Source organism: Streptomyces sp. 3214.6, assembly GCF_900129855.1.
GTDB classification, from domain to species: Bacteria; Actinomycetota; Actinomycetes; order Streptomycetales; family Streptomycetaceae; genus Streptomyces; species Streptomyces soliscabiei.
Genome location: NZ_LT670819.1, coordinates 7,958,056 through 7,974,268, shown reverse-complemented (window position 1 = coordinate 7,974,268; position 16,213 = coordinate 7,958,056). Strand labels below are relative to the sequence as shown.

Sequence of the window (16,213 nt, the reverse complement as noted above, 5' to 3'; positions counted from 1 at the left end):
GAGTCCTGGAACGGCTACAGCGGGGTGACGTACGCGCCGGAGATCCCGCCGTCCACCAGGAAGTCGGTGGCGTTGACGAAGGAGGAGTCGTCGCTGGCCAGGAAGGCGACGGCGGCGGCGATCTCCTCGGCCTCGGCGAACCGACCCACCGGGATGTGCACCAGGCGGCGGGCGGCCCGCTCCGGGTCCGTGGCGAACAGCTCCTGAAGGAGCGGCGTGTTCACCGGGCCGGGGCAGAGCGCGTTCACGCGGATGCCCTCCCGCGCGAACTGCACGCCCAGTTCACGGGACATGGCGAGCACACCGCCCTTGGAGGCCGTGTACGAGATCTGGGACGTCGCCGCGCCCATCCGTGCCACGAACGACGCCGTGTTGATGATGGAGCCCTTGCCTTGGCGCCTCATGTAGGGGATGGCGGCCTTGCAGCACAGGTACACGGAGGTGAGGTTGACCTCCTGGACGCGCTTCCAGGCCTCCAGGCCGGTCTCCAGGATGGAGTCGTCGTCGGGCGGTGAGATGCCCGCGTTGTTGAAGGCGATGTCGACGCTGCCGTAGGTGTCGTAGGCGCTCTTGAACAGCGCCTCGACCTGCTCGGGGTCGGTGACGTCGACCTTCACGAAAATCCCGCCGATCTCCTCGGCGACCGCCTTGCCGCGGGCCTCGTCGACGTCGCCGCAGACGACGTGTGCGCCCTCGGAGGCGAGCCGGCGCGCGGTGGCGAGGCCGATGCCGCTGCCGGCGCCGGTGATGACGGCCGTCCGGCCGACGAGACGGCGGCAGACGATGTCAGGGTTCTGAGCGGTCACTGTGCGGAGCCCTCCGTGCTGATGAAGACGTTCTTGGTTTCGGTGAAGGCGGTCAGGGCGTCCGGGCCCAGCTCACGGCCGACGCCGGACTGCTTGAAGCCGCCGAAGGGCGTCCAGTAGCGAACGCTGGAGTGGGAGTTGACGGACAGGTTTCCGGCGCGCACGGCCTGTGAGACGCGCAGGGCGCGGCCGACGTCCCGGGTCCAGATGGAGCCGGAGAGGCCGTAGGGGGTGTCGTTGGCGAGCCGGATCGCGTCCGCCTCGTCGGTGAAGGGGAGCAGGACGGCCACGGGTCCGAAGATCTCCTCGCGGGCCGCGGCGGAGTCGGGCGCGGCCCCGGTGAGGACCGTCGGCGGGAACCAGAAGCCGGGCCCTTCGGGGGCGGTGCCGCGCAGCGCCTGGGCGTCGTCCGGCACGAACGACCGTACGCGGTCCACCTGTTGACGGGAGATCAGCGGACCCATCTGGGTCGCCTCGTCGGCGGGATCGCCCACGACCACCGCCGACAGTTCCCGGGCGAGGTGGTCGGCCACCTCGTCGTAGACCGACTCCTGGACGAGGATGCGGGTGCGGGCGCAGCAGTCCTGGCCGGAGTTGTCGAGGAAGGAGAACGGGTCGACGGCCCGCTTCAGGTCGGCGTCCGCGAAGACGACGTTGGGGCTCTTGCCGCCGAGTTCCAGGGTGACCGGCTTGACGTGCCGGGCGCAGCGCTCCATGACCTCGCGGCCGGTGCGGGTGGAGCCGGTGAACACGATCTTCGCGACGCCCGGGTGGTCGACCAGAGCGCGGCCCGCGACCGCGCCGTAGCCGGGAAGGACTTGGAACAACCCCTCCGGCAGACCTGCCTCCAGGGCGAGTTCGGCCAGGCGCAGGGCGGTGAGGGGGGTGGTCTCGGCGGGCTTGAGGACGACCGCGTTGCCTGCGGCGAGGGCCGGGAAGGAGCCCCAGGCCGCGATGGGCATGGGGAAGTTCCAGGGGGCGATCACGCCGACCACGCCGAGGGGTTCGTGGAAGGTGACGTCCCAGCCGCCGGGGGCGGGGATCTGCCTGCCGAGGAGCCGTTCGACCCCGCCGGCCGCGTAGAGCAGCAGGTCGCGGGCGTTTCCGGCCTCCCAGCGGGCGTTGCCGAGGAGGTGGCCGGCGCCGCGGACCTCCAGCTGGGCCAGTTCGTCCAGATGGGCGTCGACGACGTCGGCGAAGCGGCGCAGGAGGCGGGCGCGGTCGGCCGGGGCGGCGGCCGCCCACCCGGTCTGGGCGGCGCTCGCGCGGGCGACCGCGCGGGCCACGTCGGCCGCGTCGGCGGCGGGGACGGTGGCGAGAACCTCCTCGGTGGCGGGGTTGATGACGATCAGCTCGTGCGGGTGCTGGTCGGACACGACAGGGACCTGTGACCTTTCAGAGGCGTTCGAAGGAGCGGCGCAGCTCCCAGTCGGTGACCGCGGCGTCGAAGGCTTCCAGCTCGACGCGGGCCATGTTGCTGTAGTGCGCGACGACCTCCTCGCCGAAGGCGGCCAGCGCTATGGGGCTGTTCGCCCAGAGCTCGGCGGCCTCGCGGAGCGTGGTGGGGACGTGCGCGTAGTCGGCGGCGTAGGCGTTGCCGGGGCAGGCCTCGGGCAGCTGGAGTTTCTGCTCGATGCCGTACAGCCCCGCCGCCACCAGGCCGGCGACCGCGAGGTGCGGGTTGACGTCGCCGCCGGGCAGTCGGTTCTCGAAGCGCATCGAGCGGCCGTGGCCGACGATCCGCAGCGCGCAGGTGCGGTTGTCGTGTCCCCAGGCGACGGCCGTCGGGGCGAAGGAGCCGGGCTGGAACCGCTTGTAGGAGTTGATGTTGGGGGCGTAGAGGAGGGAGAAGTCGCGCAGGGCGGCGAGCTGTCCGGCGAGGAAGTGCCGCATGACGTCGGACATGCCGCCCGGGTCGTCGGCCGTGCCGGCCATGACGTTACGGCCGTCCGCGTCCGTCAGCGACAGGTGGATGTGGCAGGAGTTGCCCTCGCGCTCGTTGTACTTCGCCATGAAGGTCAGCGAAACCCCTTCCTGGGCGGCGATCTCCTTGGCGCCGGTCTTGTAGATCGCGTGCTGGTCACAGGTGACCAGGGCCTCGTCGTAGCGGAAGGCGATCTCGTGCTGGCCGGGGTTGCACTCGCCCTTGGCGGACTCGACGGTGAGGCCGGCGCCGGCCATCTCGTTGCGGATGCGGCGCAGCAGCGGTTCGACCCGTCCGGTCCCGAGGACGGAGTAGTCGACGTTGTACTGGTTGACGGGGGTGAGTCCGCGGTAGTTCGCGTCCCAGGCGGCCTCGTAGCTGTCCTTGAAGACGATGAACTCCAGCTCGGTGCCGACCTGGGCGGTGAATCCGTGCTCGGCGAGGCGCTCCAGCTGGCGGCGCAGGATCTGGCGCGGGGCGGCGACCACGGGCGAGCCGTCGTTCCAGGCCAGGTCGGCGATCAGCATGGCCGTGCCGGCGTTCCAGGGCACGCGGCGCAGGGTGGACAGGTCGGGGTGCATGGCGAAGTCGCCGTAGCCGCGCTCCCAGGAGGACATGGCGTACCCGTCGACGGTGTTCATCTCCGTGTCGACGGCGAGGAGGTAGTTGCATCCCTCGGTGCCGTGCCGGAGGACCTCGTCGAGGAAGAATCCGGCGGCGAACCGTTTGCCCTGGAGCCGCCCTTGCATGTCGGGGAAGGCCAGGACAACAGTGTCGATCTCACCGCTCGCGACGAGAGCATGCAGCTCCTCGACACTGAGCGGGGGTGTGCGGTCTGCCACTGGAGGGCCTCCTCAGGCTTCCGGGGACCATAAGGTATTGCGGAGAACCATTGCTTGGGAAGGGGGCACGGCCAGATGTCGGTGAACGCTGACGGCGGACCGGACGACCGGCTGACGCCGATCCTGCGGCCGGTGCGGGCCGGGAACGGTTTCGAGGAGGCGCTGGAGCAGATCCTCCAGGTCGTGCGGCTGGGCCTCGTGCCGGGGGGCGAACGGCTGCCGGCCGAGCGGGATCTGGCGGAGCGGCTGGGGATCAGCCGGGTGACGCTGCGCGAGGTGCTGAAGGTCCTCCAGGACCAGGGGCTGGTCGAGTCCCGCCGGGGTCGGTACGGCGGAACGTTCGTGCTGCCGCGCGCGGACGCCGGCGGCGAGGACGAGCTGCGGCGGCGGGTCGCCGAGGTCGACATCGAGGACATCCTGCGTTTCCGCGAGGTGCTGGAGGTGGGCGCGGCGGGCCTGTGCGCGTCGCACGGGCTGACGGACGAGCAGGCGGAGCGCCTGCGCGACGCCCTGGCCCGCACGGCGGACGCGCCGCTGGCCGACTACCGCCGCCTGGACACCATGCTCCATCTCACCCTGGCCGAGCTGTGCGGCTCACCGTCGCTGACCGCGCGGTACGCGGCGGTGCGGGCCACGGTGAACGACCTGCTCGACTGCATCCCGCTGCTGGTGCGCAACCTGGAGCACTCGCAGCGGCAGCACACCGCGCTGGTCGAGGCGGTGCTGGACGGCGACGCGGACGGCGCGCGGGAGATGATGCGGGAACACTGCGCGGGGACAGCGGCCCTGCTCAGGGGCTTCCTGGCATGAAGAGGACAGAAAACAGGTAAAGGTATGCACGAAGTCCATTGCAGCGCCGGGGAGGGACCATGACGGGCAGGCCACTGATCGGGATCAGCACGTATCTGGAAGCCGGGACGCGCTGGCACGTGTGGGAGCTGGAGGCCGCACTGTTGCCCGCCGGGTACCCGCGGCTCGTGCAGCGGGCCGGCGGGCTGGCCGCGATGCTCCCGCCGGACGCGCCCGAGCAGGCGGCGGCGACCGTGGCCCGCCTGGACGGCCTGGTGATCGCGGGCGGCCCCGACGTCGAGCCGGTCCGCTACGGCGCCGAGCCCGACCCGCGCACCGGGCCGCCGGCCCGGGAGCGCGACGCGTGGGAGCTGGCGCTGATCGAGGCGGCGCTGGCGGCCGGCGTTCCACTGCTGGGCGTCTGCCGGGGCATGCAGCTGCTGAACATCGCGCTCGGCGGCACCATGACGCAGCACATCGACGGGCACGCCGAGGTCGTCGGCGTCTTCGGACACCACCCTGTGAAGCCGGTCCCGGGCACGCTGTACGCCGGGATCGTCGAGGAGGAGACGTCGGTGCCGACCTATCACCACCAGGCGGTGGACCGCCTCGGCGCGGGTCTGATCCCGTCGGCGTACGCGTCGGACGGCACCGTGGAGGCCGTCGAACTCCCGTCGGCCGGCGGCTGGGTGCTCGGCGTGCAGTGGCACCCGGAGATGGCCGAGGACGTACGGGTCATGCGGGCCCTGGTGAACGCGGCGCGGTCCTTCAGCCCGTCCGGGGGTCCCCCCTCTGGGGGAGCTTGAGGACGAGGCCCTTAGGGCCTGTCCGGCGGGGGTCTGCGGGCGGCAGCCCCCAGGGTCGGGACGGGAAGGCGCGGCGGGGGCGAAGGACCTACCCCCGCGTCAGTGACAGCAGCTCCCGCGCCGGCCCGGCAGGGCGATGGCCCGTCGGCCACACCGCTCGCAGGTCGCGGGCCAGCGCGACCCCCTCGACGGGTATCGAGACCAACCGCCGCAGCGCCAGCTCCTCCCCCACCGCAAGCTCGCTCAGCACCGCCGGCCCCGCCCCGCTGACCGCCGCCGCCTTCACCGCCGTCGTCGAGGACAGTTCGATCAGGGGGCGGGCCAGTCCACCCACGGCCGTGTCGAGTACCTGACGGGTCCCCGAGCCCTTCTCCCGCAGGATCAACGGCGTCGACGCCAGCTCGGCCGCGGGCAACGGACGCCGGCGACGGGCCCAGGGATGACCGGGCGCGACGACGACAATGAGGTGATCGTGGGCTATCACGGCGGAGTCGAGGCCGGCCGGCATCGTGAGCCCCTCCACGAAGCCGAGGTCCGCCTCCCCCGCCAGCACCCGCTCCGCGACCGCCGCCGAGTTACCGGCGAGCAGCGACACCGCCGTGTCCGGCCGCCCGGCGCGCAGCGCGAGCAGCCAGCCCGGCAGGAGGTACTCGGCGATCGTCATGCTGGCCGCCACCCGCAGCCGCGAGTCCCGCCGGTCCCGCAGCGCCTGCGCCCCCGCGTCGAACGCCTGCGCCGCCTCGACGATCCGCCGCGCCCAGTCCGTCACCAGCGCACCGGCGTCCGTGAGCCGCGAGCCGCGCGGTGAACGGTCCACCAGCGCCACGCCCAGCTGGCGTTCCATGGACCGGATCCGGCTGCTCGCGGCCGGCTGCGTGATACCGAGCTCGCGCGCGGCCGCGCCCAGGCTGCCCAGCCGGGCCACACCCAGCAGCAGCTCCAGCGCGCCCAGGTCCGGGACGCGGTGCGCGATCGAACCGGTCGCGGTGTCCGCTGGCTGTTCCTCCACACTCCCCATAAGCCCAGTTTATGTCCCCATAGAGGCATACTCCCTGGTCGCGGGCGGACACCCGGTCGACCGTGGACACCATGGTCACCGCCGCCCAGCCCCGCTACGCCCCTCCCCGCCCGCACGCCCGCGCCGTCCGTCACGTCCGCCACGTCCGTCACCTCGGACCGAACTGGTACGCGACGGTCATGGGCACCGCGATCGTCGCCACGGCCGGAGCGACACTCCCGGTGCGAGTACCTGGGCTGCGACCGCTGTGCGCCGCGTTCTGGATGCTCTCCCTGGTCCTCCTCCTGGCCCTGCTCGCCGCCCGCGCCCTGCACTGGCGCCACCACCGCGACCAGGCCCGCGCTCACCTCCTCGACCCGGCGACGGCCCCCTTCTACGGCTGCCTGGCGATGGCGCTGCTCGCCGTCGGGGGCGGCGCCCTGACCGTCGGCCGGGACTGGATCGGCACCCGTCCCGCGGTCGCGCTCGACGCCGTGCTGTTCGGCGCCGGGACGCTCGTGGGACTCACGGCCGCCGTCGCCGTCCCGTATCTGATGGCCGTACGCCACCGGGTGGAGCCCTCGCAGGCCACTCCGGTGTGGCTGCTGCCGCTCGTGGCGCCCATGGTGTCCGCCGCGCTCGGGCCGCTGCTGGTGCCGCATCTGCCGGCCGGGCAGCCGCGGCAGACCCTGCTCCTGGCGTGCTTCGCACTGTTCGGGCTGAGTCTGCTCGCCACGTTCGCCATGCTGCCGGTGGTGTTCGGACGGCTGGTGACCGGCGGGCCGCTGCCCCTCGCCCTCACCCCGACCCTGTTCCTCGTCCTGGGCCCGCTCGGGCAGTCCACCACCGCCGTCGGGAAGTTCGCGGAGGTCGCTCCCGGGGTCCTGCCGGGCCCGTACGGTCGCGCCCTCGCCGTCCTCGCCGTCCTGTACGGGGTGCCCGTCATGGGGTTCGCGCTGCTCTGGCTGTGCCTGGCCACGGCGCACGTGCTGCGCGCCCGGCGGCACGGGATGGGCTTCGCGATGACGTGGTGGGCGTTCACCTTCCCGGTCGGCACCTGTGTGACCGGCGCGGGGGCCCTGGCCCGGCACGCCGGGCCGGCTGTCTACGCGGTGCTCGGCTGCGCGCTGTACGCCGTTCTCGTCGCCGCCTGGGCGGTCGTCGCGACGCACACCGGCCGCGGGCTGCTCAGCGGCGAGCTGCTCGCAGCGCCTCGCCCAGCACCTTCGGAGCCTCGGCGAGCGACGGCCCGTACCACGTCAGGTGCCGTCCGCTGACGAGCGCGCAGGGCAGGCCGGGGAAGGCCTCCGGGCCGTCGTCGGCGGTGAAGCGGTAGGGCTCGTCCGGGAGGACGACCAGGTCCGGGCCGGCCGCCCGCAGCGCGTCGAGCGGGATCCGCGGATAGCGCTCGGGGTGCTCGGCGTACAGGTGATCGACGCCCAGCCGGGCCAGCACGTCCCCGGCGAAGGTGTCGCGGCCCAGCACCATCCACGGGCGGCGCCAGATCGGCACGACAGCGGTCCGGCGCGCCCCGACGGCCGGCGGCGCCGCCGCCCACGCCTGCTCCGCCGCCACCAGCCAGGCCGGCCGCTGCGGCGCTCCGCAGGCCGCCAGCACCCGCGCCAGCTCCCGGAAGGCCTGCGGGACGTCCCGGATTTCCGTCACCAGCACCTCGACTCCGGCCGCGCGCAGGGCGGCCAGGTCCGGTTCCCGGTTCTCCTCCTCGTTGGCGATCACCAGGTCGGGGGCGAGGGCGACGATCCGGTCGACGTCGGGGTTCTTGGTTCCGCCGATCCGGGTGACGTCGAGGTCCGCCGGGTGGGCGCACCAGTCGGTGGCGCCGACGAGAGCGCCGGGCGCGGACGAGGCGACCGCCTCCGTGAGCGAGGGGACGAGGGAGACGACCCGCACTACCGCTTCCGGCCCCGGTGGTCCCGGTCGCGTACCGCCTCGATGTGCTCGGCCACGGCGACGACGATCACCCGGGTGTCCGGCACGGTCGCCCGCCAGCGGTGGCGGACCCCGCCAGTGAGGTACAGGGTGTCGCCGCGGCCCAGCCGGTAGGCGCGACCCTCCGCCTCGATCTCCACGGCGCCGTCGGCGACATACATCAACTGGTCGTTGCGGTACTGGAATTCACGGCCTGCGTCGTGGTCGCCGGTGAACTCGGAGGCGTGCATCTGGTGGTGCCCGCGCACCAGGGAACGAGAACGCGGCTCCGGGTCCTGGCGCGGCACCGAGTCCTGCCCCTGTCCCGCGCCCCGGCCCTGTCCCCCGCCCTGGCCCGGGTCGGTGTCCTCGGCGCGGACGACGTCCACGCTGCACGCCGGGTCGGCGGCGGCGAGGAGTTCGACGGCCGTGGTGCGCAGGGCGTCGGCGACCTTCTCCAGGGAGCCGGTGCTGGGCCGCGCGCGGTCGTTCTCGATCTGGCTCAGGAACGGGACCGACAGGCCGCTGCGCTCGGCCACGACGGCGAGGGTGAGCTCCAGGGAGCGGCGCCGACGCCGCACGGCCGCGCCCACCCGCAGGGGCTGTTCTTTGTGGTCGCCCATCGCTCCGGCTCCCTCCTTCGCTCGTCGCTGCCGTGCTGTCCGCCGACACGTCCTCTGCTGAGTTGTCTGCACCCTACGCATGTTCGCCAAACCGTTTCATGCGCCCGTCACATCGAGGACACGTGGGGTGACACTCGACCTCACAGTTCGCGCCAGATGATCAGGCCCCCGACCCGCGGGGCGACGGCCCGTCCTCCGGCTTTCCGGTTCAATGCGCGAGCGGCCTCGCGTGTTCCCGCTCGTCCCGGCTCCCCCGGGACCTCGGCCCCAGGATGGGCATAGCTCTCTGTGGTTGGCCGGATCCTTGCCGTGGGTGGGCGAGGGGAACGGGACGGGAGAGGGGAACGGGACGAGGGGCGGGCCCCGTCGCAGGCCGTGGAAGCCGTGCGTCGGTGCCCGCCCCTGGTCGGACGGCCGCGGTGCTGTCAGGTCACCGGGCCGCCCGGCTCTTCTGCCCCGAATCGGCGACCGGTACCCACTTCTCGACCAGAGTCGGATTCTCCTTCAGCCAGGTCCGGACCGCGTCCTGCTCCTTGCCCTTGCCGGCCTTCTGGATCCGCGCCTCCAGACCGGTGAGCTGCGCCTCGGTCATCTTGAAGTTCTTCAGCCACGTGCCGACCTCGGGGTTGTCGTCGGCGAAGCCCTGGCGGGCGATCGTGTGCACGCCGTCCCCCTTGCCCCAGGCGCCCTTGGGGTCGTCGAGTTTCTTGAGGTCGTAGTCGCTGTACGCCCAGTGCGGCGACCAGAGCGTGACGACGATCGGCTTCTTCGCGGCGTAGGCGCGCTTGAGTTCGGCGAGCATCGCCGGGGTGGAGCCGTCGACGACCGTGTAGGCGCCGCCGAGGCCGTACTCGCCGAGGACCTTGTCCTTGAGCAGGCCCATCATTCCGGCGCTGGGCTCGATACCGGTGATTTTGCCGCCGAACTCGGAGGCGTGGGCCTTCAGGTCCGCCAGGGAGTTCACGTCCTTCATGTACGAGGGGACGGAGAGCTCCAGCGAGGTGGGGCCGTACCAGGAGCCGAGGTCGTCGAGGCGGTCGCCGTACTTCTTCCAGTACTCGGCGTGGGTGGTGGGCAGCCAGGCGTCGGTCTGGAAGTCGATCTGGCCGGTGGCGACGCCGGTGTAGAGGGGACCGGCCGCGTACTGGGTGGTGTCCACCTTGAAGCCGCGTTCCTCCAGGAGTTCCTTCCAGAGGTAGGTGGAGGCGATGCCCTCGTCCCACGGGATGTAGCCGATCTTGATCTCCTTGCCCTTGCCGACGTCCGAGGCGGAGGCCTCGGCGGTGCCGGAGGAGGAGCCGAAGACGCCCATGCCGCCGGCGACCAGGGCGAGGACGACCACGCCGACCACGGCCACGGCCGGGCGCGGACGGTACGTCCACACCGTGCTGCGCGCCTTGGCGGCGGCGCGGCGGCCGAGCGGGGAGATCCGGGTGCCGAGGGCGCCGGTCATCCGGTCCAGATAGATGGCGAGGACGACGATGCCGAGGCCCGCCTCGAAGCCGAGCCCGATGTCGAGCTGGCCGATGGCCTCGTTGACGGCGCCGCCGAGGCCGCCGGTGCCGACCATGCCGGCGATGACGACCATCGACAGGCCCAGCATGATGACCTGGTTGACGCCCGCCATGATCGTCGGCAACGCGAGCGGCAGCTGGACGCGCAGCAGCGTGTCACGAGGGGGCGTGCCGAACGCCTCGGCGGCCTCGACGAGTTCGGCGTCGACCTGGCGGATGCCGAGCTCGGTCATGCGCACGCCCGGGGCGAGCGCGAAGATCAGGGTGGCGATGACGCCCGCGGGGACGCCCATGCCGAAGAACAGGATCGCGGGGATGAGCAGAACCATCGACGGCATCGTCTGGAGCAGGTCCAGGACGGGCCGCAGGGTGGCGCTGACCGCCTTGGAGCGGGCGGCCCAGATACCCAGCGGGACGGAGATCACCAGGGCGATCACCGTGGCCACGAGCACCAGGGACAGCGTCGACATCGCCTCTTCCCACAGGGCGAGGGAGTCGATGAGCGCGAACCCGGCGAAGGCGAGGACGCCCGCGACGAGGCCCCGCAGCCACCAGGCGAGCACCGCGAGGATGCCCGCGAGGAGCAGCGGCGCGGGGGCGGTGAGGACGGCGTCGAGGCCGTCGTACATGCCTTCGACGACGGCCTTGATCGCGTCGAAGAGCCAGGACATGTGGGTGACGAGCCAGTCGACGCCGGAGTCGACCCAGTCGCCGAGGTGCAGCCTAGGCACGGGCGGTCACCTGCTTCCGGCCGTCGCCCGGGCTGTCACAGACGATCGGCGCGCCCTGCTCGTCGCCGAGGAAGCGCACGAGGCGTTGTCTCGGTACGACACCCACGAGTGTGCGGTGTCCGTCGAGGACGGCGACCGGGTGGGTCAGCCGGGCGCTGAGCGCGCAGAGCGCGGTGAACGGGGTGTCGGGGGTGGCGGTCTCGCAGCGGCAGTCGGCCTCGTCGCCGCGCACGGCGGTGTCCATGACGGCGGAGGCGGTCAGCACGCGGGAGCGGTCTACGTCCTGGATGAAGGAGGCGACGTAGTCGCCCGCGGGTCGGATCAGGATGTCCTCCGCCGTGCCGGTCTGCACGATGCGGCCGTCGCGCATGACGGCGATGCGGTCGCCCAGGCGCATGGCCTCGTTGAGGTCGTGGGTGATGAAGACGATCGTCTTCTTCAGGGTCTGCTGGAGCGTGAGGAGCTGGTCCTGCATGTCGCGGCGGATCAGCGGGTCCAGCGCGCTGAAGGACTCGTCCATAAGGAGCAGGTCGGCGTCGGTGGCGAGGGCGCGGGCCAGGCCCACGCGCTGCTGCATGCCGCCGGACAGCTCGTCCGGCCAGGACTTCTCCCAGCCCTCCAGGCCGCACAGCCGCAACGCCTCGGCGGCCCGCTGCTCGCGCTCGCGGCGGGGGACGCCCTGGACGGCGAGGCCGTAGGCGGCGTTGTCGAGGACGCTGCGGTGCGGGAAGAGCGCGAAGTGCTGGAAGACCATGCTGATCTTCTTCGCCCGCACCGCGCGCAGGTCGCGGTCGGTGAGCGCGGTGAGGTCCTGGCCGTCGAAGAGGACGCGTCCGGCGGTCGGTTCCAGCAGTCCGTTGAGCATGCGCAGCAGGGTGGACTTCCCGGAGCCGGACAGGCCCATGACGACGAAGATCTGGCCGGGTTCCACGGTGAAGGAGGCGTCGACGACGGCGGCCGTGGTGCCGTCGGCGCGCAGCTCCTCCCGGTCGGTTCCGGCGCGCAGCCGTCTCACTGCCTGTTCCGGTCGCCTGCCGAACACCTTGTACAGATGCTCGGCCTCAAGCCTGGATGACACGCGTACCTCTCGATGGGGGACAGAAACGGGAGTACTCGGCAACAGCAAACCGTTGAAGGCGCAACCGACACCGCTCCGAGGCCGCGCCTGCCCGGGCCCGACATGCGCAAACGTGCGAGTGGTTCAGTTCACAGGCGGCGCGGCCGGGGTCACGGCCGGGTCCGGCGGGAGGTTCGCGCCTGCCACGGGAGCGAATACCCGCCGGTCGCCAGGGCACCCGTGCGGCATGATGCGAGGCGTGACCGGACGACTGATGCTCCTCGACACCGCCTCGCTCTACTTCCGCGCCTACTTCGGCGTCCCCGACTCCGTGAGGGCGCCGGACGGCACCCCGGTGAACGCCGTGCGGGGACTGCTGGACTTCATCGACCGGCTGGTGAAGGACCACCGGCCGGACGAACTGGTGGCCTGCATGGACGCCGACTGGCGCCCTCAGTGGCGGGTCGAGCTGATCCCCACCTACAAGGCGCACCGCGTCGCCGAGGAGCACGAGGTCGGACCGGACGAGGAGGAGGTGCCGGACACGCTCTCGCCGCAGGTGCCGATCATCGAGGCGGTCCTGGACGCGCTGGGCATCGCGCGCGTGGGCGTCGCGGGCTACGAGGCGGACGACGTAATCGGCACGTTCACCGGCCGAGCGAAGGGCCCGGTCGACATCGTCACCGGCGACCGCGACCTGTACCAGTTGGTGGACGACGCGCGCGGGGTGCGCGTGCTGTACCCGCTGAAGGGCGTCGGCACGCTGCAGCTGACGGACGAGGCGTGGCTGCGCGAGAAGTACGGCGTCGACGGGCGCGGGTACGCGGATCTGGCGCTGCTGCGCGGCGACCCGAGCGACGGTCTGCCGGGGGTGGCGGGCATCGGGGAGAAGACGGCGGCCAAGCTGCTGGCCGAGTTCGGCGACCTGGCGGGGATCATGGCTGCGGTGGACGATCCGAGGGCGAAGCTGACGCCCTCGCAGCGCAAGCGGCTGGACGAGGCGCGGCCGTACGTCGCCGTCGCGCCGAAGGTCGTCAAGGTGGCCGACGACGTGCCGCTTCCGGACCTGGACACGGCGCTGCCGCATACGCCTCGGGACGGGGCGACACTGGAGGCACTGGCAGGGCGCTGGGGGCTCGGGGGGTCACTGCAGCGGCTGTTGACGACATTGAACACCCGGCAGGCATAGGCATTCTGGGGGCATCGCCCGGGAAGAGATGCTAACTTAGGTAAACCTAACCATGGTGTCATGGGCAGAGGCATGGGAGGCCGTCATGGCAGAACGTCCGGCACGCAAGCCGCGGAAGCCCCACTCCGCGCAGGTCGTCCGCACCGAACGGCTCACACCGCACATGCAGCGCGTCGTGCTCGGCGGGGCGGGTCTGGCCGGGTTCGCAGCGGGCGACTGCACCGATCACTACGTCAAACTGCTCTTCGGCCCCGACGGCGTGACCTACCCGGAGCCCTTCGACCTTGAACACATCCGGGCCGAGTTCCCCCGTGAGCAGTGGCCTGTGACCCGGACGTACACGGTGCGCGGCTGGGACGCCGAACACCGCGAGCTGACGCTCGACTTCGTGCTGCACGGCGACGAGGGTCTGGCCGGACCCTGGGCGGCCCGCGTCCAGCCGGGCGAGACGGTCCGCTTCATGGGCCCCGGCGGCGCCTACGCGCCGGACGCGGCCGCCGACTGGCATCTGCTGGCCGGCGACGAGAGCGCCCTGCCCGCCGTCGCGGCCGCCCTGGAGTCGCTGCCGGCCGGGGCCCTCGCCCACGCCTTCATCGAGGTGGCCGGGCCCGAGGAGGAGCAGAAGATCGACTCCGACGTGGAGGTCGTCTGGCTGCACCGCGGCGACCGGCCGGTCGGCGAGCGGCTCGTCGAGGCCGTACGGGCGCTGAAGTTCCCCGAGGGCCGTATGCACGCGTTCGTGCACGGCGAGGCCGCCTTCGTGAAGGACCTGCGCAAACTGCTGCGTGTGGAGCTGCAGATCCCGCGCGAGGACCTGTCGATCTCCGGCTACTGGCGGCTCGGCCACGACGAGGACGGCTGGCAGGCCTCGAAGCGGGAGTGGAACGCGCGCGTGGAGGCGGAGCAGGAGGGCGAGACCCCGGCCGCCTGACCTGACGCCCGGCACCGAGGCGCGGCGGAACCGGCCCGTACTCGTGGGGCGGGCCGCCCCGGCCCTTCGGCGCCGCCCCACGTCCGCTACACCGACCGCTGGTAGGACCGGAAGGTCCGGATCGACAGCCACACCGCCGCCACCGCCAGCGCGAGCAGCGCCCCGCCGCGGCTGAGCACGTCCGCCCGGTCGGGGTCGGCGGACAGCGCCGAACGGCCCGCGACCATCGCCCAGTTGACCGGGTTGAAGTCGGCTATGTGCCGCATCCAGGAGGGCATCCGGGCCGGCGCCATGAAGGCGGAGGACAGAAACGTCAGCGGCAGCAGCAGGAAGGTGTTGATGCCGATGATCGACTCCCGCTCGCGCACCAGCATGCCCAGGGCGTTGGACAGCGCCCCGAACACGGTGCCCAGCAGCACGGCCGCCACGATCAGGACCGCGACTCCGGTGATCCCGCCCGGGTAGTCCGCGCCGCCCGCCAGACCCAGCAGCACGATGACGCCGGACTGCAGGGCGGTGACGATGCCGTTGTGCACGACGTTGCCGTTCATCAGCGCGGCCCGGCTGGCCGGCGTGGTCAGGAAGCGGTTGAGGGTGCCGCGCTGGATCTCCTCCAACGTGCCCATGCCCGCCCACAGGTTGGCGCTCAGCGCACTCATCACGACCACGCCCGGCACCAGGTAGTCGAGGTAGGAGGCGGTGCCGAAGCCGCCCAGCTCGACGACGTCCTTGAACAGGCTGCCGAAGAGGAACAGCCAGATCACCGGCTGGATCAGGGTGATCACCGCGTAGGCGGGCTGCCGGGCGAACACCATGAGCTGACGCTGCGTCATGTACCAGGTCTGGGCGACGGCTGTACTCATCGCACACCTCCGGCGAGGACGGGAGCGGTGACGGCGGCGGCGTCCGCGTCCGCGTACCGGCGGCCCGCGTACCTGAGATAGACGTCGTCGAGGGAGGGCCGGGCCACGGTCGCGGTGGCCACCCCGACCCCGGCCCGCTCCAACGCGCCCAACAGCACGGGCACGGCGGCTGCTCCGTCGTCGGCGCGGACGCTGATCCGGCGGCCTTCGCACAGCACCTCGTGCACGCCCGGCAGCCCACCGAGGGCGCTGTCCAGCAGGGTGCGCCCCGCCTCTCCGAGGGGCGTGCGCACCTCCACGTGCACGGCGTCGCCGCGGAGTTCGCCCTTGAGGGAGTCGGGGGCGCCCGTGACGACGATCCGGCCGCGGTCGACGATGGCGACGCGCTCGGCGAGCCGGTCGGCCTCCTCCAGGTAGTGCGTGGTGAGGAGGATGGTGAGGCCCTCCTCGCCGGCCAGGCGACCGATCTCGTCCCACATCGCGGTGCGGGCCTCGGGGTCCAGGCCGGTGGTGGGCTCGTCGAGGAAGAGCACCTCGGGCCGGTGCACCAGCCCCAGGGCGACGTCGAGGCGGCGCCGCATACCGCCGGAGTAGCCCTTGACCGGGCGCCGGGCGGCCTCGGTGAGCGTGAAGCGCTCGAGCAGCTCGTCGACCCGGCGCTCGAGGGCGGCGCCCTTCACCCCGTAAAGACGGCCCTGGAGGCGGAGGTTGTCCCGGCCGGTGGCGACCGGGTCCGCCCCGGAGTTCTGCGCGACCACGCCGATCGCGCGGCGCACCCGGTCCGGGTGGCGCAGCACGTCGTGCCCGGCGACGGAGGCCGTCCCGGAGTCGGGACGGGCGAGGGTGGTGAGGATCTTGACGGTGGTGGACTTGCCGGCGCCGTTGGGGCCGAGGAGCCCGAAGACGGTGCCGGGCTCGACGGTGACGTCGAGTCCGTTCAGGGCGGTGACACCGCCGGGATAGGTCTTGACGAGGTCACGCGCCTCGACCGCGGGCCCGCGAGTGACGCCGGCACTGCTCATGCTGCTCGCACGGCCCGGACTGCTCATATCGCCCGGACTGCTCTTACTGCTCATGACGACAGCTCTCCTGAGTGAGCGGACTGGTGATCGATCCGCGTGAAGAGCGCCGGGCTATCCTGGGTGTGCCGCACCTCGATGGCCCGGTTCTGCCGCACGGCGGATCCGTTTCGGGGTTCGAGACCCCGGCGGG

At 72.3% G+C, this 16,213-nt stretch carries 15 protein-coding genes; 5 read left to right on the top strand and 10 right to left on the bottom strand.

Translation table 11 applies throughout. From position 1 onward, the window contains the following. Nucleotides 1-14 precede the first annotated feature (14 nt). From B5557_RS36015 to B5557_RS36005, 3 genes are read right to left on the bottom strand one after another with little or no spacing between them, the layout of a single operon-like run. Nucleotides 15-806, bottom strand: a complete 792-nt coding sequence (locus tag B5557_RS36015; RefSeq protein WP_079663410.1) for a 3-oxoacyl-ACP reductase — start codon at nt 804-806, stop codon at nt 15-17. After that, nucleotides 803-2,182 carry an aldehyde dehydrogenase family protein gene (locus B5557_RS36010; RefSeq protein WP_079663409.1) on the bottom strand — a complete coding sequence of 460 codons (1,380 nt, stop codon included), beginning with the start codon at nt 2,180-2,182 and terminating at the stop codon, nt 803-805. The genes B5557_RS36015 and B5557_RS36010 overlap by 4 nt, the downstream gene beginning before the upstream one ends. Nucleotides 2,183-2,201: 19 nt before the next feature. Beyond that, on the bottom strand, nt 2,202-3,572 hold the full coding sequence (locus tag B5557_RS36005; protein ID WP_079663408.1) for a glutamine synthetase family protein: 1,371 nt from the start codon (nt 3,570-3,572) through the stop codon (nt 2,202-2,204). 75 nt (nt 3,573-3,647) lie between these two features. On the opposite strand from B5557_RS36005, the gene B5557_RS36000 reads away from it, so the two are divergent. Both B5557_RS36000 and B5557_RS35995 read left to right on the top strand, forming a co-directional pair. Continuing rightward, the gene (locus tag B5557_RS36000; protein ID WP_079663407.1) at nt 3,648-4,382 is read left to right on the top strand and encodes a FadR/GntR family transcriptional regulator; all 735 of its coding nucleotides are present in this window, start codon (nt 3,648-3,650) and stop codon (nt 4,380-4,382) included. A 59-nt stretch (nt 4,383-4,441) separates the two neighbouring features. Further along, nucleotides 4,442-5,167 carry a gamma-glutamyl-gamma-aminobutyrate hydrolase family protein gene (locus B5557_RS35995; protein WP_079663406.1) on the top strand — a complete coding sequence of 242 codons (726 nt, stop codon included), beginning with the start codon at nt 4,442-4,444 and terminating at the stop codon, nt 5,165-5,167. Nucleotides 5,168-5,255: 88 nt separating this feature from the next. On the opposite strand, the gene B5557_RS35990 is transcribed toward B5557_RS35995, so the two are convergent. Further along, nucleotides 5,256-6,185: a LysR family transcriptional regulator gene (locus tag B5557_RS35990; protein ID WP_079663405.1), complete on the bottom strand. Its 930-nt coding sequence runs from the start codon at nt 6,183-6,185 to the stop codon at nt 5,256-5,258. Nucleotides 6,186-6,256: 71 nt separating this feature from the next. On the opposite strand from B5557_RS35990, the gene B5557_RS35985 reads away from it, so the two are divergent. Further along, complete coding sequence (locus B5557_RS35985; RefSeq protein WP_079665184.1) at nt 6,257-7,441, top strand: TDT family transporter; 1,185 nt, start codon at nt 6,257-6,259, stop codon at nt 7,439-7,441. Here the strand turns inward: B5557_RS35985 and B5557_RS35980 are convergent. From B5557_RS35980 to B5557_RS35965, 4 genes are all read right to left on the bottom strand, one after another. Then, nucleotides 7,353-8,075, bottom strand: coding sequence for a helical backbone metal receptor (locus tag B5557_RS35980; RefSeq protein ID WP_079663404.1), 723 nt, complete (start codon nt 8,073-8,075; stop codon nt 7,353-7,355). The two genes, B5557_RS35985 and B5557_RS35980, sit on opposite strands and share 89 nt — an antisense overlap. After that, nucleotides 8,075-8,716: a helix-turn-helix domain-containing protein gene (locus B5557_RS35975; RefSeq protein ID WP_079663403.1), complete on the bottom strand. Its 642-nt coding sequence runs from the start codon at nt 8,714-8,716 to the stop codon at nt 8,075-8,077. Before B5557_RS35975 ends, B5557_RS35980 begins: the two co-directional genes overlap by 1 nt. Nucleotides 8,717-9,146: 430 nt before the next feature. After that, nucleotides 9,147-10,961, bottom strand: a complete 1,815-nt coding sequence (locus B5557_RS35970) for an ABC transporter permease/substrate binding protein (protein WP_079663402.1) — start codon at nt 10,959-10,961, stop codon at nt 9,147-9,149. Further along, a complete protein-coding gene (locus B5557_RS35965; RefSeq protein WP_079663401.1) occupies nt 10,954-12,039 on the bottom strand; it encodes a quaternary amine ABC transporter ATP-binding protein in 1,086 nt (361 codons plus the stop codon). The genes B5557_RS35970 and B5557_RS35965 overlap by 8 nt, the downstream gene beginning before the upstream one ends. 229 nt (nt 12,040-12,268) lie before the next feature. Here B5557_RS35965 and B5557_RS35960 point away from each other — a divergent pair, with 229 nt between their 5' ends. Together B5557_RS35960 and B5557_RS35955 are read left to right on the top strand one after the other, a co-directional pair. Next, nucleotides 12,269-13,207, top strand: coding sequence for a 5'-3' exonuclease (locus tag B5557_RS35960; protein ID WP_231976497.1), 939 nt, complete (start codon nt 12,269-12,271; stop codon nt 13,205-13,207). An 85-nt stretch (nt 13,208-13,292) separates the two neighbouring features. Next, a complete protein-coding gene (locus B5557_RS35955; RefSeq protein ID WP_079663399.1) occupies nt 13,293-14,138 on the top strand; it encodes a siderophore-interacting protein in 846 nt (281 codons plus the stop codon). An 86-nt stretch (nt 14,139-14,224) separates the two neighbouring features. Here the strand turns inward: B5557_RS35955 and B5557_RS35950 are convergent, their stop codons facing one another. Then, nucleotides 14,225-15,001 carry an ABC transporter permease gene (locus tag B5557_RS35950; RefSeq protein WP_079663398.1) on the bottom strand — a complete coding sequence of 259 codons (777 nt, stop codon included), beginning with the start codon at nt 14,999-15,001 and terminating at the stop codon, nt 14,225-14,227. Next, nucleotides 14,998-16,023, bottom strand: coding sequence for an ATP-binding cassette domain-containing protein (locus B5557_RS35945; RefSeq protein ID WP_079663397.1), 1,026 nt, complete (start codon nt 16,021-16,023; stop codon nt 14,998-15,000). The genes B5557_RS35950 and B5557_RS35945 overlap by 4 nt, the downstream gene beginning before the upstream one ends. Nucleotides 16,024-16,213: the final 190 nt, after the last annotated feature.

Bases quoted from the DNA above. Each gene is read 5' to 3' on its own strand.
- B5557_RS36000 (WP_079663407.1), top strand. From the start codon at position 3,648: ATGTCGGTGAACGCTGACGGCGGACCGGACGACCGGCTGACGCCGATC.
- B5557_RS35995 (WP_079663406.1), top strand. From the start codon at position 4,442: ATGACGGGCAGGCCACTGATCGGGATCAGCACGTATCTGGAAGCCGGG.
- B5557_RS35990 (WP_079663405.1), bottom strand. From the start codon at position 6,185: ATGGGGAGTGTGGAGGAACAGCCAGCGGACACCGCGACCGGTTCGATC.
- B5557_RS35985 (WP_079665184.1), top strand. From the start codon at position 6,257: ATGGTCACCGCCGCCCAGCCCCGCTACGCCCCTCCCCGCCCGCACGCC.
- B5557_RS35975 (WP_079663403.1), bottom strand. From the start codon at position 8,716: ATGGGCGACCACAAAGAACAGCCCCTGCGGGTGGGCGCGGCCGTGCGG.
- B5557_RS35960 (WP_231976497.1), top strand. From the start codon at position 12,269: ATGCGAGGCGTGACCGGACGACTGATGCTCCTCGACACCGCCTCGCTC.
- B5557_RS35955 (WP_079663399.1), top strand. From the start codon at position 13,293: ATGGCAGAACGTCCGGCACGCAAGCCGCGGAAGCCCCACTCCGCGCAG.
- B5557_RS35950 (WP_079663398.1), bottom strand. From the start codon at position 15,001: ATGAGTACAGCCGTCGCCCAGACCTGGTACATGACGCAGCGTCAGCTC.
- B5557_RS35945 (WP_079663397.1), bottom strand. From the start codon at position 16,023: ATGAGCAGTGCCGGCGTCACTCGCGGGCCCGCGGTCGAGGCGCGTGAC.